Below are 15,228 nucleotides of genomic sequence, written 5' to 3'. Positions count from 1 at the left end.
CAGGTCTGCGAACCCGTCATCCTCCTCCACAAAAGTTTCGTGATACAGCTCTGAGCGTAAAATATACGCAAGTTTGCCCCCTCATTGCACCCATCATACACCACCTCACTCCCGCTTCCCCCTCCACGCCTGCACCATCCGCAATTTCCCAAAGCTGTACTTGTTGTTTAAATCGGCGCGCACAGCGTTGAGCGAGGGGTCTTTGGCGGCGTCAAAAGCGGCGTTGATGGTTTGCAGCTCTTCGGGGCTGATGTAGGGTTCAATGCTGAGCTCGCCTTCTTCAATGCCGCGGGCAAGGTGGCCCTCAATGGTGCTGATGGCCATGCCGCGCTCTTTGGCTACACCTTCTGCATCCAGCCCCTCGCGAAACAAGGCGTAACTCACCTGGTAGGTTTCGCCGGTTTTGCGCTTGCGGCCTGTTTTGGTGCTGAGGTTCTTGGGGTTGCGTCGCACATGCTCTGCCGCCGCCTGCTGTATTTCGGCCCGGCGCTGCTGGCGTTGTGCTTCGCGTTGTTCATCCTTCTCTACCGGCCGGCCTTTGAGAATGCAGTCGCACAGGTGCACCGCGGTATCAAGCTGTGCCATCTTGCGGTACAGCAGCTGGTCCACCTCGCCCAACGCCTTTACATAGGTTTTGGTTTTGGCCAGCATATCCACCTCCGTTGTATGCACCCACAGCGCATAGAGCTGCGCTTCCAGGAGTTGGCGGTAATAGGCGCTGCCCTTGTCCACCCGCTCCAGCAGTTTTTCGTGGTCTCCGCGGGCCATCAGGTTGTGAAGCTGGTTCCGGAAGATCCGGGCGTTGTCTTGCTCCTTGCGAAAAGCCTCGCTGATACGCTGCAGGGCGGTGCGCATTTCCTCGTCTTCAAATTCCATTTTGGCGCCGGCCTTTTGCTGCACCTCGGCCACCTGGTTCAGCACATCACTCCAGTCAAATGCCTGCGTAAGCCAGGTACTGAGGTACCGGTGCTGCTCTGCCAGCAGGGATTGTGCCGCAGGGGGCTGTTCGGCCTGCGCGCGGGTGTAGCGCACCACCTGCTGATCGCTGCTGATCACGCTGGGCGATACGGGGGTGCGCAGCACCAGGCCGTCCAGCGAGCGCAATCGCGACAAGGCCACATATACCTGTCCGGGCGCAAAGGCCTTGCCCACATCAATCACTGCCTTCTCAAAGGTAAGCCCCTGGCTTTTGTGTACGGTAATGGCCCACGCGGGCTTGATGGGGAATTGCGTAAAGGTTCCCACCACGTCTTCGGTGAGCTCCTGGCTCTTTTCGTCCACGCTGTAGCGGGTGTTTTTCCACACGTGGGGCGTGAGCACAAAATCGTCGTCGTCTTCCATGGCCACGCGGATCTCGTCGGAGTCGAGGTGCGTAATGCGCGCCAGCTTACCGTTGTAATAGGCCTGTCCTTCGGGGTCGTTGCGGATAAACATCACCTGGGCACCCTCCTTAAACTCCAGTTTTTCGGGCAGGGGGTGCAGCGATTCCGGAAAATCGTCGCGCACATCGGCGTAGTAGCTGAAGGTTTTACCGGGCAGCCGATTCATTTCCTGCCGGTTGATGGCATCGGCGGTGGCGTTGTGGGTGGTGAGGGTTACCACGCCCTGCTCAGACTGGTAATCTTTCTGGTAGTGCTGGTTGAGGAGCGCGAGGTCATCGGCGGTACACTGGTTGTTGCGCAGTCGGTTCAGGATGTGCAAAAAGTCGTCGTCCTGCTGCCGGAAGACCTTGTTGAGTTCAATGTAGGCGTAGCCACTTTCCTTGAGTGCGTGCGATTCGTAGAAGTACATGGCGGGGTAGTATTGCCGCAATACCGACCATTCGTGGTCGCGCACAATGGGCGGCAACTGGTACAAATCGCCAATCATCAGCAACTGCACGCCGCCAAAGGGTTCTCTGTGGCGACCCCGTGCAGAGCGGAGGCGGTAATCCATGGCGTCGAGCAGGTCGGCCCGCAGCATACTCACTTCGTCAATAATCAGCAGGTCAATGTTGCGCAGCACTTTTTTCCGCACCTGGTTGAGCGGGTGTTTGTAGGCCAGCGATTTGCGGGTATAAAAGGCCGCCTGCAGTTCTCCGCTGAAAGCGCTGTCGTTACCGGGCAGAAAGTTTCCGGGCGGAAGCAAAAACTGCGAGTGAATGGTGACTCCTCCGGCATTGAGGGCCGCCACACCGGTGGGTGCTACAATCACGAAATTTTTATGGGTTGCGTGTGCCAGGTCGCGCAGAAAAGTGGTTTTGCCCGTACCTGCCTTGCCGGTGAGAAAAAGGTGGCGGCCGGTGGTATTCACCATCTGCGCGGCCAGTTCTATCTGGTTGGTGGTGGTAGTTTGATCGGTAAGCATGGTTCTTCAGCACTTAAAGAATTGAATGACCGAAAGTAATAAAAAGAACTTAAAAACCCTGAACTGAAAAGGACAGGCCAATATGCAAATTGCAAACTGCTTCACATCCGTTGAAAATTTGAATTCCTAAGATTCAACCCGCCGGGTGCACTTAAGCTGTAAACCAAGACATTTTCTAAATTTGCAGTCCAAACTATTACCCATGTATTCATATGTTTTTGCTGCGCTGGCAGGGATGCTCCTTGTAGGTTGCGGAGGACCAAAGCAAGCCGAGCAAGTGCCCCCACCCGCGGTGCAGGTTGTTGTCCTCTCACAAAAAGAAGTTACCATCGAAAAGGATTTCGTGGGTCAGGTATACGGCTACCGCGATATTCCCGTCCGTGCCCGGGTAGAGGGTTTTCTGGAGAGCATTGCCTTTGAAGAAGGTGGCATGGTGCGCAAAGGAGATTTGCTGTACGAAGTGGATCCTGAACCGCTACTCGAGGCTGTGGCTGCCGCAAAAAGCGAACTTGCCCGCAGTGAAGTGAACCAGGAACGCGCAAACAGCGACTACAACCGCATAGCGCCCCTTGCTGCCATCAATGCTGTAAGCCAGCGCGATCTGGACGCAGCAGTGGCCGAAAAAAAAGGTTCGCAGTCGATGAGCGAAGCGGCCCGCGCCAATCTTCGCATTGCAGAAATACGGTTGGGCTACGCCAGTGTGTACGCTCCCATTGATGGCGTCATTGGCAAATCCATGGCCCAGGTAGGCGAATTTGTAGGTCGATCTCCGAACCCGGTCATTCTCAACACCATTTCAACAATTGACTCCGTGCGTGTGGAGTTTTTCATCACCGAGAGCGATTACCTCACCCTCGCGCGGCGGCTCATCAAGGATCCCGACGATAACAACAAGATGCCATTGCGGCTGATTCTGTCGGATGGCAGCGTATTTCCCGAAACAGGAAGGGTAAAATTCATCAACCGCGAGGTAGATGCCGCAACAGGTGCCATTCTCATTCAAGCCGTGTTTCCGAACCCCGACCGATTAATACGCCCAGGGCAGTTTGCGCGTGTGCGGGCAGGCGTGAAAACCATTCCCGACGCCTTGCTCGTTCCGCAGCGTTGCGTCATAGAGGTACAGGGCAATTTCAGTGTGATGCGTGTAAACAGCTCAGGCGAGGTTGAGCAGGTGATGATTCAACCCGGACCGATGCACAAAGACTATTACATCATTCACGAAGGTATTTCAGCAGGAGACCGCGTGATATTTGAAGGCCTTCAGCGCGCCAAAAAAGGCATGACGGTTGCCGCTACCGAAATCGAGTTCAAATCACAGTATGACGGGCAATAAGATGGAGAATCCGAAAGATATTTTCTTCGTTCGGCGGCCCATTGTCGCTATTGTGATTGCGCTGTTTATGGTGATCATAGGCGCGGTATCCATTCTGGGGCTGGCCATAGAGCAATATCCTGACATTACCCCGCCCGTAGTGCGTGTGAGCACGGCATTTGTAGGAGCCAACGCGACTACAGTAGAATCTTCAGTAGCCGCTCCCATTGAGCAGCAGGTAAACGGTGTAGAGAACATGCTCTACATGAAATCTACCAATGCCAACGATGGGAGCATGAGCCTTCAGATCACATTCGATTTGGGCACCGACCCGGATATGAATACGGTGTTCACCCAAACGCGTGTGGCAGCCGCCACGCCCAAGCTTCCGGAGGCAGTGAAGCGCATCGGGGTTACCACCCAAAAATCCATGACGAGTATCCTGATGCTCCTATCCGTTACCTCGCCCGAAGGCACCTACGACCGGGAATTTTTAGGAAACTACGCTCTGATCAATATTCAGGATCAACTGGCGCGAATCAAAGGAGTTGGGCGCGTTCAGGTGTTCGGTGCCAGCGATTATTCAATGCGAATATGGATAAAACCCGACCGGTTGGCAAAAATGGGGATCTCTATTCCGGAGATTATTGGTGCCGTGCAACAGCAAAATGTGGTGGCTCCCGGTGGTAAATTCGGAGCAGAACCCGCGCCTCCCGGTACGGAGTTTACCTATACGGTGCGTCTGCCCGAGCAGCTTGTAAACGAAGAAGAGTTTGGAAACATTGTGGTGCGATCCATGCCGGATGGCAGCCAGGTGCTCATGAAAGATATTGCTGAAATTAAGCTGGGCACCGAAAATTACAACGCTTATTCGCGCACCAACGGCAAAGAGTCTGCTGCTATCGCCATTTATCAATCGCCCGGAACCAATGCCGTAGCGCTTGCCGAAGAAGTGACCCATGCCATGGATGCGATGGCTCAGTCTTTTCCGGATGACGTGACCTATGAAGTTTCACTCGACGCTACTGAACCCATCATAGCAGGTATTGACGAAATTATTGAAACCCTCATCATTGCTCTCATTCTTGTCATTATGGTGGTGTTTCTCTTTATTCAGGACTGGAGAGCCACGCTGATTCCCACGTTGGCTATCCCGGTATCGCTGATTGCCGCTTTTATGTTTTTCCCGATGCTGGGTTTTACCATCAACTCGCTTTCGCTGCTTGGCCTGGTGCTGGCCATCGGAATTGTAGTAGATGACGCCATTGTGGTCGTAGAAGCTGTGCAGGTGAACATAGAAAAGGGCATGTCGCCCCGGGCTGCTACTTCTGCCGCAATGCGCGAAGTTACCGGACCCATCATTGCCACTACGCTGGTGATGATTGCCGTTTTTGTCCCGGTAGCCGCAATGGCCGGAATCACCGGAAAACTGTACCAACAGTTTGCCATCACCATTGCTGTTTCGGTGGTCTTTTCATCCATTAACGCATTGAGCCTTAGCCCTGCCTTGTGTTCGCTTTTGATGAAAAAGCCCGGACCGTCAAAAGGGCCATTAGGACGTTTCTTCACTGCCTTTAACCGCATGTTCGACCGCGGTACAGCCTCCTACGGTAAAGCAACCTCTCGCGTAGCCGGAAAGTTGAGCCGCGGAGTGATGTACCTGCTTATCACCGTAATTGCTGCCGGTATTTTTGGATCCCTGGTGCCCGGCGGTTTTTTACCCGAGGAAGATCAGGGATACTACTTCCTGAACGTGCAGCTTCCTGATGCTGCCTCCCTCCAGCGAACCGATGTTGTGGTGAAAACGATTGAGGATGAGTTAATGCTCGATGAGAATATTGAGTATGTCACTTCGGTAACGGGGTTTAGCATGCTATCCGGAGCCATGATTCCCAACAATGCTTTCGTCTTTGTTAAACTGGTCAACTGGGACGAAAGGGAGCTCACGGCCAATGGGGTGATTGCCAAAACCAATGGCATGCTTAGAGAAAAAATTATTGAAGCCCAAGCTTTTGCTTTCGGCCCACCGGCCATTCCCGGACTGGGAAACGGTTCGGGTTTCAGTCTGATGATTCAAGACAAAAGCGGACAGTCGCCCGCGTATCTGGCAGAACAGACTTATGCGTTTATTGCCGCTGCCCAGCAGCGACCTGAAATCGCATCCGCTTTCACTACTTTTCAAGCTACTGTGCCCCAACGCCGCATGGAGCTTAATCGCGACAAGATTCTTAAAGCCAATGTAGCCCTTGCTGATGTGTACAACACCTTTGCGGCGTTTCTAGGCGGAGCCTATATCAACGACTTCACGAAATACGGCCGTTTGTACAAAGCCTATGTGCAGGCCGAACCCGAATACCGGCAAAATGAGCAAGGATTAGAATTGTTTTTTGTGCAGAGTCGCGATGGCGTATCAATACCGCTTTCCTCTTTTGTAGATGTAAAACCCGATGCCGGTCCGGATTACACTACGCGCTTTAACCTCTACCGCGCCGCAGAAGTTACCGGTTCACCTGCTGCCGGTTACAGCTCGGCAGAAGCCCTGGCCGCACTGGAAGAGGTAGCTGCCGAAACCCTGCCCGCCGATATCACTTTCAGTTGGAACGGCATGAGCTACCAGGAGAAAAAAGCCTCCGGTCAACTGGCAGTGGTATTTATGTTTTCGCTGTTCTTCGTGTTTCTGATTCTGGCAGCTCAATACGAAAGCTGGAGCATGCCACTCGCCATTCTGCTGGGAACACCCTTTGCACTGATGGGCGCCTTTATGTTCCTCTACCTTGCACGCTTGATGAGTGAAAGTTACCTGACCAACATTTTTGCCCAGATCTCATTGGTTATGCTTATTGCCATGGCCGCCAAAAACGCCATCCTCATTGTAGAATTTGCCAAAATAAAATTTGATGAGGGTCTGAATCTGTTCGATTCTGCAGTAGAGGCGGCTACATTGCGCTTTCGACCCATTTTGATGACCACTTTTGCCTTTATTCTAGGAATTCTACCCCTCATTCTTGCCAGCGGAGCTGGAGCCGAAGCCAGAAAGGTTATGGGCGTGGCACTTTTAGGCGGAATGGGCGTTGCAACCATCATAGGTGTGTTAATGTACCCCATGCTCTTTGTGCTGATCGGAAAGCTGGCCGGATACGAAAAAGAAAGAGATGCAAAACTTGAAAAACCAGAGGAATGAGCACTAAAAACCTCGGCATCTTAATATGCATCCTTTTACTGGCCGGTTGTAAGGCGGGTAAGAACTACCAGGGCACGAAGCTGAATATCCCTGACTCTTTCTACTTTGAAAAAGAAGAAAACCCGCCCGGCTATCTCGAGGTCAATACAGACAGTCTCAACAAAGAGCACATCAAAGACATCGAATGGTTTGGCCTTTTCAGCGACCCCATCCTGGATTCGCTTATCAAACAGGCACTTGCATACAACCAGGACTTAAACGTAGCAGCCGAAGCTATTGTGCAAGCTCAGGACGGCCTGGTAATACAGCGATCGGCCATGTTGCCCTATATCGGGAAGGAATTTGGTGCATCAAGAGGTAATTTTCAAGGCACCGTATTACCCGATGTGGACAACCTGTTTTATACGGCAGCATTCGTCAATTGGGACCTTGACTTTTGGGGTAAGTACCGTCGTTTGAATGAGGCTGCCCGCGCCCGGATTGTGCAAACCGCAGAAGGATACCGTGCCACCCGGCTCAGCCTGATCAGCACAGTGGCCTCAGAGTATTTCCTGTTGCTTGATTTTCGGGCAAGACTTGAAATTTCTGAGCGCAACCTGGCGCTTCGAGACAGTATGCTCAACATTGTAGAGCAGCGTTTCGAGAAAGGCATTGTAGCAGAAATTGAAGTGAACCAGGCGCAAATAAAACGGGCTGTAGCTGCCGAAGCTGTGCCTGTCTGGAAACGTCTCATCGCGCAAACAGAAAACCGCATTAGCGTGCTCACGGGCACCAACCCCAGGCGGATGCCCATAACACCGAGATTGCTGGAGCAAGACACCTCCATTACCATTCCTGCTGGTTTACCCAGCGAACTGCTGCTCAGACGCCCTGACATTGTAGCCGCTGAACAAAGTCTTATTGCCCAAAATGCCCTGATAGGTGTAGCCAAAGCAAACCGACTTCCCGGCATTTCCCTCACCGGCCTTTTCGGACTGGCAACCAATGAACTGAGTAACATATCAGACATCCCTTTTGCATGGAACGTGGGCGGAGCTTTAACGGGGCCGATTTTTAACTTCGGACGCTTTCGCCGGCAGGTGTTCATTGAACAAAGCAAGGCGGTGCAGGCAGAGCTGGTTTATCAGCGGGTGGTGCTAAACGCATTTCGCTCGGTTGAAGATGCTTTGGTTGAAATCAGCACACTTAAGGAGGAACTTCTTGCACGGGAGGCAAGACTCAAAGCATCAATCAATGCCCAGCGACTTTCCGCAGAGCGCTATGACAAAGGGGTTACCAGCTATCTCGAGTTCCTTGAATCACAACGTCAGGCGTTTGAATCAGAGCTGAATTACACCAGCGCCCGCAGAGAATTACTCGTAGCTTACGTAAAACTTTACCAGGCACTTGGCGGAGGCTGGTAGTGTGTTTCGTCTCTTCGCTTCAAAATGATCACCTCATCTCCCATCCTATCAATCGGCGGTCATCGCCCGCACTCACAAGCAAACCCGTTTCGCGGTTCCAGTGCAGCGCGTTTACCGAGTGACTGTGCCCTCCGGCTTTTACATCCAGTCGGGCAAGAGGCCTGAGCGTTTCAGCATCCCAGATTTTCACGGTTTTATCGCGACTGGCGGTGGCGAGTAAATGGCCGTCCGGACTGAAACACATGTCGTAAATGGCGTAGTTGTGTGCCGGGATTTCGAGCCGTTTGTTGAAGTTGTTCCGCACGTCCCACATACGCAGATGGCCATCCCAGCCTCCGGAAATCAATTTTGCGGAATCGGGTGTAAAAAGTGATACGTTGCTGCTTTTGTCGTGTGCGTTAAAGGTGTGAATCTCGTTGAAGAATTCGGTCTCAAATACACGCAGGCGCCCGTCGTTGCCCGAGGTGACCAAAAGTTGGCCATCGGGCGAGGATGAGGCGCGTCGCATTTTAAGATCACCCATGGGGATGTGTCGCACCAGCTCAAAGCTTTCGGCATCCCACACGCCGAAGGTCCCGTCGGCACTGAACGAAATGAGCTGGTTGGCCGGGGCAAGGAAGTGCAGATCAAACACCGCTTTTTGGTGCAGGGCCAGGTGTCGCAGTTCGGCTTTGTTCTCGAGGTCAATGATGTGAATACCCCCACGCCCCTGCCCGATGGCCAGTCGGTTTTTAGGGAGGTGCTTCAGCGCATAGACGGTGGTTTCCAGCCGGATGGCAAACGGCAATACCTGCGGACTGCGCAAATCCCATTCTGCCACCATGTTGTCGCCGCTTCCGGTAAGTACGGTATGGGCACTTCTGCCCGCTGTGAGGGCGTAAATTCCGGCGCTGTGACCGGTGAGCTGAAAGGCTTTGATGATGGATAAAGACATGCTGCGAAGGTAGCGATTTGGTACCTTTGCTTCACAGCAGTTGCCATGAATACTCCGCTTGTACAACAGCACTACCGCCTCGAAAAATTCCCCGGAAAAGGCGGCTGGACCTATGCTTTAATCCCCGAAGTAAAACCCGACCCGCACGCGTGGTTTGGATGGATCAGTGTGTGCGGAACCATGGACGATGTGGAATTGCCGCGCTGCAAGCTGATGCCTAAAGGAGACGGGCAATTGTTTCTTCCGGTGAATGCTTCCATGCGCAAAAAACTGAAAAAGCAGGCCGGTGATGAAGTGCTCATTACGCTGTACCGCGATGATGAGCCCCCGGTACTTCCGCAAGAGATTACAGATTGCTTTGACCTGGAGCCGCCCGAAGTGTATGCCCGCTTTTTAAGCCTCAGCGCCGACGAGCAACACGCTTTGTTGAAACCTGTGCTTGCGGCCCGGCAGCCGGCAACCCAAGAGAAAAGAATCAGGGGTATGTTAGACTCGCTGAGAGAGCCCAATCAATAACATTCAACAAAAAAACCGACCCGATCTTTACACCGGGTCGGTTTTTCGGACAACCACAGAAGGGTTGCGGTGTAGTTTACTTTCCAAAAATCACCAGGCTGAACTCTTTGTCGGCGAGCTGACCGCTCGAGTTATAGGTTCGCACGGTAACCTGGCTGGGAGAGGTTGAAGAAGTCACCACGCAAAATCCCGGAGCGAGGTCGTTTCTGATCTGGCACACGCAGGCAGGACTGGTAGCTATTGAAAACAAGCCGGGAGCCAGGCTTACAACACGCACACCTGTTGATGGCACGCTGGTGTTGGTCACATTGTACGCGTCAAAAGCAAGGTTGGGCTGACCAAAAATAGGGAAGTTGACCCATGCTTTGGCAAGCGCCTCATCAGGTGGCGCGCTACCACCAGGCAACTCCACAGAATTTCCCTGACTGATAGAGAGCGTGTTACCGCTGATGCTGAGGTTTTGAAGCTCGTTGGTGGGGTCGCCGTCAACGGTTACTGAATTACCCTGACTGATGGAAAGGGTATTGCCACTGATGCTCAGATTCTGAAGCTCATTGGTTGGGTCAGCGTCTGCATCGTCCACGTCCTCGGCTGTTTTGGCATGCATGGCGTAGGGAACGCTTACAAGTTGGCTGGTGCCCATGTCTTCGTAACTGCTTCCTCCGTCAGGATCCAATTCCACCTGAAGGTAGTAGCTGTTATCGCCCCAGTTCACGGTTGCAATATTTCCTGAACCACTTCCATCACCAATCCGAAAGCTGATGAGGCCGTGCTCATTGGTTGTTTCGTTGTGGATTTCCTGATACACCACGGTTCCGTTGGCAGTGCCCGCACGTACAGACATTCTGAAGGAAACATCCTGGTTGGCCACGGGCACTCCGCTGTTATTGCGAACTACGGTTTGGTAATTAAACATGTCGGGTTGTGCTACGCCAAACTGCACAAAGGCAAAGGCCAGCAAAAGAGTAGATACAATTGTTTTCATGACTTTGGTTGTTTGAATGATTGGGTAAACATTTGATTATCGGGATTTGATGAATTGAAAGGTTTGCGACTGAGCGCCGTGCGTTTCGCGAATGCGCAGCACGTAATGCCCGTTGGTGAGGTTCATCACATTGAGCTCGTTGAGGCTTGAGAAACCTGCTTGCTGATGAAGGACCACACGGCCATTCATGTCGTAGATTTCCACATCGAACTGGCCAGGCTCCTCGATGGCCAGGAAAAGCTGAGTAGAACAAGGGTTGGGATAGAGGTTCATTCCCGTGAGGGAAGACCATTCGGGCACATCGGTGGAAATCTGGTCAACCTGCTGAAAGCCCTGGGTGAGTGTAACCGCACCTTCAAGTGTTTGGACGGCAATTTCGCCCAGGCTCCAGGATAGCTGCGCGTTGTTGCCCGCATGTTCGGTTCCGGCAGAGCCAATGAGGGTCTGCGCCTGAAACTGCACTGCTGAAAGCAGTAGTACAAAGAGTGAAAATGTTTTCATGACTTTTGGAATTTTGTGTTATTCCAAAGGTCTGTATCGCAGCTCTGTTGTGGTTGCGGGTAAACAACCATTGGTTAAACCGGGGGTATTCCCTTAGGAGCTCTAGTCGAGCAAACCCTGCCGGATGGCCTCCTTCACCAGACCCGCTGTGTTTCGCACGCCCAGTTTTTGCAACAGATTCAGGCGGTGGGTCTCCACCGTTTTAGGAGAAAGGAAAAGCTTGTCTGCGATTTCCTGCGTGGTGAATTCATCCATAATAAGTTGCAGCACCTCCTTTTCGCGTCGGGTAAGCACGGGCCGAAACGTTGTTTTCGGGGCGGAGGCTCCGATGGAGTCGCGCAACAGGGCTTCCCGTATCTCATCCTGAAGGTAAAGCTCACCTTTGTGCACCGTTTGAATGGCCGTTTGCAGCTCATCGAGCGAGGTATTTTTCAGCAGAAAACCGCGCGCACCATTGCGCATCATGTTTTTCACCAGCACATTCTGGTTGTAGGTTGTGAGCGCCAACACCTTAAGGCCGGGGTACTGCCTGGTTACCTCCTTGCAGTATTGTATCCCGTCGCCGTCGGGAAGGTTGATATCGAGAAGCAACACATCCGGAAGCCCTTGCTCCAATCCGGCGCGGGTTTCCTCAAGGTTGAGGTATTGCCCGGTAAGTTGCACGTCATTCATTTTGCTCAGCAGGTCAGCAATACCTTTTAATATGAGTGGGTGATCATCGGTGATGGCGAGCTTAATCATGGTCTTTCGGGATTCTGGAAAGGTTAATCTCAATAAAAACAGAGGTGCCTTTTTCGGGCTGCGACTCGATGTTCAGTTCACCATTGAGATACTCTACCCGCGAGGCGAGGTTTTGCATGCCAATGCCTTTATTTTTTGCGAGATAGGAAGGATCGAAACCCACACCGTTATCTTCCACGGTTATGGTGAGCATATTCTCATGTCGGTTGATTTGCAAAACCACCTCGGTTGCCCTACTGTGGCGTACGATATTGTTCAGCAATTCCTGTATGACCCGATAAAGAACAAGTTCGGCACCCGCAGAAAGGCGTTGTTCCAGACCATAGTGGTTAAACACAATTTCGCGTTCACCTGAAATGGTGAGGTTGTTGACATATTCAGACAATGCTTCTACCAGGCCGAATTTCATCAGCACCTCAGGCATCATGTTATGTGCAATGCGGCGCACCTCACTGCTGGCCTCGTCGAGCGATTGCAGTGCCGACGAGTACTTCTGGCTGGTACTAAGCGCACCGAAATCGTGTTTAAGCGCATCGAAGCGAATGCGGATGGAAGCCAGTAAACCGCTCAGGCCGTCGTGAAGGTCGCGGGCAATGCGTGTTCGCTCCTTTTCTTCGCCCATCATCATGCTTTTGAGCGAAACCAGTTCTTTCTCTTTTTGCAGTTGAAGTAGTTGTTGCAGGTTTCGTTTGCGGCGCTCTGACAGTACCCACAGCAACAGAATCAGGACAAGCAGCATGGCACCTGCCCCAAAAAGACTGAGCTGAACTACCCTGCGCTGCTCCGATATTTTTGCATTGGCGGAAGATATCTCAAGTTCATTCTCTGCCAGCCGGCGGTCTTTCACTGCCGACTCATACCGTGCCTCCAGGTGGGCCGATATCTGTATTTTCTCTTCGGTGAGCACGCTATCGCGAAACTGCGCGTAGCGCTTCATGTGTTCAAGGGCATTTCGAAAATCACCCATATCACTGTACATAGCCGACAATTCCTTGTGCGCTGTGGTTTGCGACTCGGCTGCCTTGATTTCGTCAGCGATGGCAAGGCCACGATGTGTCATTTCCAATCCTTGTCGGCTTTTGCCGAGTTTAGCCCAGATAGACCCAAGAGAAATCATCGTTTCGGCAAGCTCCAGTTTTTGGTTGAGCTCTGTACGCAATTCATAGGCCTGCTCCATGTAGTATGCCGCGCTGTCGTATTTACCGAGGTCCTGCATCAGCACTCCCAGGCGGTGCAGGTTATAGGCCACACCCCAGGTGTCGCTTTGCGTGCGGTTGCTTTCAACCGACTGCTTATAATGATATCGCGCTCCTTCGTAATCGCCCTTCTCATGAAGCACGGCGCCTATATTTCCCATCACCAGGCCCCAGTTCCATGGTTTGTTCATGCGCTCCATGATCTCGAGCGCCTCCTCGTACTTGGCCAGGGCTTCACCGTAATTGCCCAGCTTTCGGTGTACCGAGCCAATGCTGTTGAGGGTGTTTCCGATTTGAAAGGTATCGGCGAGCTGCTCGTTGAGTTCAATCTGCCGGTAGTAGTAGTCGATGGCGCGATCGTAGTCGCCAATCATGCTGAATACAACCCCCAGGTTAAGAAGCACTCCGGCTTTCCCATTGATCTCTTTGAACTGATCGTAGAGCTTGCCGGCTTTTTCGAGATTTGTAATGGCTTCCAGGTAGTTGCCCGCAAAACGCTCCAGCAGCCCGCGATAGTGAAGAGCTTTGGCAACCTCCAACGTATCAACCATTTCATCCGCCAAAATCCTGGCGGTGTCGTTGTAAGCCCGCGCCTGCTCTGTATGGTTTACAATGCTGTGCCAGGTGAGACGACCCAAGAGATAAATTCGATGGCTATCGGCTTCGGCTTTGCGCAGCTCTATCTTCAAACTGTCCAGATATGAGGTCTGCGAGTAGGCAAAAGGCGTTAGGCCCGCTCCCAACACCAGGAAACAAACCAAAAAAAGCCTTTGTAGAGCGATAGACTTCACATTATCTGCAATTTAGTTCGAAAAACACGCAGATCGGCATAGAAATGTTCAGGAAGAAAGATTTCTCGCCGCCCAAATTGCGCATTGCCATAAAGCTAAGGGTTTTTGTCTCACACCTCTGTTTTTCCTTGAAATGTGCAAATTGGGCATACGATGTTGATTCACACCCGGCGGATTCACCCAAAAAATAATCTCAGGGTTTACCCTTACCAAACCCCTATATATCAATGATAATAAGCTATTTAAACACATCATCTAATCGCCACAGTGTTAACAGAATCTAAAAATGTTGAATTTTTTTCCACATCGCTTCAACAAAATGGCTGATGAACCTGTTTATGCCGAGTAAATCACTTAAACACCATTTATCATGAAAAAACTATTGACACTACTTGTATCTGTGTTTGTGGCAACGACCATGTCGTTTGCGCAAGCAGGTCAGGGTGGTTTCGGTACAGTGATGGAAATCATTGAATCGAGCCCTGATCACCAAACCTTGACCGCGGCAATCAATGCTGCGGGTTTGGCCGACGCTTTGAACGGCGACGGTCCCTTTACCGTTTTCGCACCGAATGACGCTGCCTTTGGAGCCCTGCCTCCGGGAGTGGTTGACGAACTTCTGGCCGATCCTTCAGGATTGTTGACAGAGATTCTTCTATACCATGTAGTATTTGGAGCTGCCGTCGAATCCGTGCAGCTGGAGGATGGTCAGATGATCACCACCATGAACGGTGGAGACATTACTGTAATGCTTTTCGGTGGGGTTTTCATCAACGAGACTTCTGAAGTAATTCAGGCTGACTTGATAGCTGGAAACGGTGTGGTTCATGTGGTGAACGAAGTGTTGCTTCCACCCGCTCCTTTCACCGTATGGGATGTGGTTCAGGAAAGTGAAATTCACGACATTCTGGAAGCCGCTGTACTCGCAGCAGGTTTGGACGGTGCACTGAGCGATCCCGATGCGGAACTCACCCTTTTTGCTCCTACCGATGAGGCTTTCGCTGCACTGCCCGACGGTTTGATTGATGACCTGCTGGCTGACCCTTCTGGTCTGCTTACCGATATCCTTCTCTACCACGTTGTAGGAAGCGTTGCACTCTCTACCGACCTTTCTGATGGTCAGATGATCACCACCCTCAACGGTGCTGATGTGACCGTAACCTTTGACGGTGGAAACGTATTTATCAACGATGCGCAGGTAATCCTGGCCGATATCGTAACCGACAACGGTGTAGTACACGTGATTGATGCGGTTCTTGTTCCTGCTGCTCCTTTCACCGTATGGGATGTGGTTCAGGAAAGTGAAATTCACGACATTCTGG

11 protein-coding genes are annotated in these 15,228 nt (G+C 52.0%); 5 read left to right on the top strand and 6 right to left on the bottom strand.

The genetic code is table 11. The annotated features are described in order from the left end of the window. Positions 1-105: 105 nt before the first annotated feature. Positions 106-2,346: a helicase gene (locus EA392_01195; protein ID TVR41663.1), complete on the bottom strand. Its 2,241-nt coding sequence runs from the start codon at positions 2,344-2,346 to the stop codon at positions 106-108. A 202-nt stretch (positions 2,347-2,548) separates the two neighbouring features. Here EA392_01195 and EA392_01190 point away from each other — a divergent pair, with 202 nt between their 5' ends. Genes EA392_01190 through EA392_01180 form a run of 3 tightly spaced genes read left to right on the top strand, consistent with a single transcriptional unit; the run spans position 2,549 to position 8,242 of the window. Then, a complete protein-coding gene (locus EA392_01190; protein TVR41662.1) occupies positions 2,549-3,679 on the top strand; it encodes an efflux RND transporter periplasmic adaptor subunit in 1,131 nt (376 codons plus the stop codon). 1 nt (position 3,680) lies between these two features. Continuing rightward, entirely contained in the window at positions 3,681-6,839 is a 3,159-nt protein-coding gene (locus tag EA392_01185) for an efflux RND transporter permease subunit (protein ID TVR41661.1), read from the top strand. Beyond that, on the top strand, positions 6,836-8,242 hold the full coding sequence (locus EA392_01180; GenBank protein ID TVR41660.1) for an efflux transporter outer membrane subunit: 1,407 nt from the start codon (positions 6,836-6,838) through the stop codon (positions 8,240-8,242). The genes EA392_01185 and EA392_01180 overlap by 4 nt, the downstream gene beginning before the upstream one ends. A 28-nt stretch (positions 8,243-8,270) precedes the next feature. Here the strand turns inward: EA392_01180 and EA392_01175 are convergent, their stop codons facing one another. Further along, positions 8,271-9,176 carry a WD40 repeat domain-containing protein gene (locus EA392_01175; protein ID TVR41659.1) on the bottom strand — a complete coding sequence of 302 codons (906 nt, stop codon included), beginning with the start codon at positions 9,174-9,176 and terminating at the stop codon, positions 8,271-8,273. A gap of 45 nt (positions 9,177-9,221) precedes the next feature. Between EA392_01175 and EA392_01170 the strand changes: the two genes are divergently transcribed. Continuing rightward, positions 9,222-9,692, top strand: coding sequence for a DUF1905 domain-containing protein (locus EA392_01170; GenBank protein TVR41658.1), 471 nt, complete (start codon positions 9,222-9,224; stop codon positions 9,690-9,692). 76 nt (positions 9,693-9,768) lie between these two features. Here the strand turns inward: EA392_01170 and EA392_01165 are convergent, their stop codons facing one another. From EA392_01165 to EA392_01150, 4 genes are all read right to left on the bottom strand, one after another. Next, positions 9,769-10,677 carry a hypothetical protein gene (locus tag EA392_01165; protein ID TVR41657.1) on the bottom strand — a complete coding sequence of 303 codons (909 nt, stop codon included), beginning with the start codon at positions 10,675-10,677 and terminating at the stop codon, positions 9,769-9,771. A 36-nt stretch (positions 10,678-10,713) separates the two neighbouring features. Further along, positions 10,714-11,178: a T9SS C-terminal target domain-containing protein gene (locus tag EA392_01160; GenBank protein TVR41656.1), complete on the bottom strand. Its 465-nt coding sequence runs from the start codon at positions 11,176-11,178 to the stop codon at positions 10,714-10,716. Between the two features lie 102 nt (positions 11,179-11,280). Then, positions 11,281-11,919, bottom strand: a complete 639-nt coding sequence (locus EA392_01155; protein ID TVR41655.1) for a DNA-binding response regulator — start codon at positions 11,917-11,919, stop codon at positions 11,281-11,283. Then, positions 11,912-13,858 carry a tetratricopeptide repeat protein gene (locus EA392_01150; protein TVR41654.1) on the bottom strand — a complete coding sequence of 649 codons (1,947 nt, stop codon included), beginning with the start codon at positions 13,856-13,858 and terminating at the stop codon, positions 11,912-11,914. The genes EA392_01155 and EA392_01150 overlap by 8 nt, the downstream gene beginning before the upstream one ends. Before the next feature lie 418 nt (positions 13,859-14,276). Between EA392_01150 and EA392_01145 the strand changes: the two genes are divergently transcribed. After that, positions 14,277-15,228, top strand: a 952-nt coding sequence (locus EA392_01145) for a fasciclin domain-containing protein (protein ID TVR41664.1), incomplete at its 3' end; no start/stop codon positions are given.

Source organism: Cryomorphaceae bacterium, assembly GCA_007695365.1.
Lineage (GTDB): Bacteria > Bacteroidota > Bacteroidia > Flavobacteriales_D > SKUL01 > SKUL01.
This window is presented reverse-complemented; position numbering and strand designations above follow the sequence as displayed.

What these genes read in the sequence shown, in the direction of transcription:
- EA392_01155 (TVR41655.1), bottom strand. Translation starts at nt 11,919, where the DNA reads ATGATTAAGCTCGCCATCACCGATGATCACCCACTCATATTAAAAGGT.
- EA392_01175 (TVR41659.1), bottom strand. Translation starts at nt 9,176, where the DNA reads ATGTCTTTATCCATCATCAAAGCCTTTCAGCTCACCGGTCACAGCGCC.
- EA392_01170 (TVR41658.1), top strand. Translation starts at nt 9,222, where the DNA reads ATGAATACTCCGCTTGTACAACAGCACTACCGCCTCGAAAAATTCCCC.
- EA392_01185 (TVR41661.1), top strand. Translation starts at nt 3,681, where the DNA reads ATGGAGAATCCGAAAGATATTTTCTTCGTTCGGCGGCCCATTGTCGCT.
- EA392_01165 (TVR41657.1), bottom strand. Translation starts at nt 10,677, where the DNA reads ATGAAAACAATTGTATCTACTCTTTTGCTGGCCTTTGCCTTTGTGCAG.
- EA392_01195 (TVR41663.1), bottom strand. Translation starts at nt 2,346, where the DNA reads ATGCTTACCGATCAAACTACCACCACCAACCAGATAGAACTGGCCGCG.
- EA392_01180 (TVR41660.1), top strand. Translation starts at nt 6,836, where the DNA reads ATGAGCACTAAAAACCTCGGCATCTTAATATGCATCCTTTTACTGGCC.
- EA392_01160 (TVR41656.1), bottom strand. Translation starts at nt 11,178, where the DNA reads ATGAAAACATTTTCACTCTTTGTACTACTGCTTTCAGCAGTGCAGTTT.
- EA392_01190 (TVR41662.1), top strand. Translation starts at nt 2,549, where the DNA reads ATGTATTCATATGTTTTTGCTGCGCTGGCAGGGATGCTCCTTGTAGGT.